We start from the raw sequence: 2,022 nt of genomic DNA, 5'->3' as shown, positions 1-2,022 counted from the left end.
TGGGCTCGTCCCCGGCCACCCCGCGCACCACACCCGCACCCGGCAGCTCCTCGGCGACGGCTCGCAGCCCGGCCAGCACACCCTCACGATCACCGGCCAGCACCACCGCCCGATGCTCGAACACCGACCGCGTCTCAGCCAGCGAGAACGCGGCATCAACCAAGCCCGGCTCAGACCCACCGCCCAGGAACGACACCAACCGCCCGGCCTGCGCCCGCAACGCCTCCGCCGTACGCCCCGACACCACAACCGGAACCATCTCGGCGCCCGGCACCTGACTCTCTGTGCGGCCCCTGGCAGTCTCCGGGAACTCGGGCCCCTGCTCGACGATCACATGCGCGTTGGTGCCGCTGATCCCGAACGACGACACCCCCGCCCGGCGCGGATGGCCGTTCTTCGGCCACTCGGCAGCCTCGGTCAGCAGTTCCACCGCCCCCGCTGACCAGTCCACGTGTGTTGAGGGCACGTCCACATGCAACGTCCTGGGCAGTACGCCGTGCCGCATCGCCATGACCATCTTGATCACGCCCGCCACACCGGCCGCCGCCTGGGTGTGACCGAGGTTCGACTTGATCGAACCCAGCAGCAGCGGACGGCCCCCATCCCGATCCTGGCCATACGTCGCCAGCAGGGCTTGGGCCTCAATCGGATCACCCAGCGTCGTCCCCGTACCGTGCGCCTCCACCGCGTCCACCTCAGCCGGTGACAACCCAGCGCTCACCAGCGCCTGACGGATCACCCGCTGCTGCGACGGACCGTTCGGCGCCGTCAACCCGTTGGACGCACCATCCTGATTCACCGCCGAACCCCGCACCACCGCCAACACCTGATGACCGTTGCGACGCGCGTCCGACAACCGCTCCAGCACCAGCATGCCCACGCCCTCGGACCAACCAGCGCCGTCGGCGCTGTCGGCGAACGCCTTGCACCGCCCGTCGGCGGCGAGCCCGCCCTGGGCGCTGAAATCGATGAACGAGTTCGGCGTGGCCATCACCGTCACGCCACCGGCCAGCGCGAGCGAGCACTCACCGCCGCGCAGCGCCTGTGCGGCCAGGTGCAGCGCCACCAGCGAGGAGGAGCACGCGGTGTCCACGGTCACCGCCGGCCCCTCCAGTCCGAGGGTGTAGGACAGGCGGCCGGTCGCGACACTACCGGCGCTACCGGTACCGGAGAAGCTCATCGCCTCCGGCGGGAACTCCACACCGGTCGCGTAGTCGTGGTACATGACCCCGGCGAAGACGCCGGTACGGCTGCCCCTGAGCGAGACCGGGTCGATGCCGGCCCGCTCGACCGCCTCCCAGGACGCCTCCAGCAGCAACCGCTGCTGCGGGTCCATCGCCAGCGCCTCGCGCGGGGAGATCCCGAAGAAGCTCGGATCGAACTCTCCCGCCTCGTGCAGGAAGCCGCCCTCACGCACGTAACTGGTGCCCCGGCTCTCCCGGTCGGGGTTGTACAACGTCCCGAGATCCCAGCCGCGCGACGTCGGGAAACCAGTGATCGCGTCGGTCTCCTCGACCACCAAACGCCACAGATCTTCCGGAGAGGACACCCCACCCGGATACCGGCACGCCATCCCCACGATCACGATCGGGTCATCGGCCACCGACCGCACCACCGGCGAGAGCGCACCCGCATCGGCCCTCTCACCAAGCAGCTCGCCCAGCACGAACTCCGCCAACACCACCGGAGTCGGATAGTCGAACACCAGCGTGGCCGGCAACCTCAACCCGGTCGCCGCGTTCAACCGGTTGCGCAGCTCCACCGCGGTCAACGAGTCGAAGCCCAGCTCACGGAACTCCCGCCGGACGTCCACCTCCTTCGGCGAGGCATGCCCCAGCACCAGCGCCACCTCGGTGCGCACCACCTCCACCAGAAGCTGGACACCCTCCGCCCGCTCCAGACCGGCCAGCCGCCGCCCCAACACCCCATCCCCGGCCCCGGCCGACGACACCGCCGACCGGCGGACCCCCCGCACCAGCCCACGCAACAGGTACGGCACCTCACCCCGCGCCCGCACCCCCG

At 70.6% G+C, this 2,022-nt stretch carries 1 protein-coding gene; it reads right to left on the bottom strand.

What is annotated here, in order from left to right:
- The coding region (locus AC5L38_RS44060; RefSeq protein ID WP_495248792.1) for a type I polyketide synthase at nucleotides 1-1,999 on the bottom strand (1,999 nt) is incomplete at its 3' end.
- Nucleotides 2,000-2,022: the final 23 nt, after the last annotated feature.

The organism is Streptosporangium nanhuense (assembly GCF_059358815.1).
This window is presented reverse-complemented; position numbering and strand designations above follow the sequence as displayed.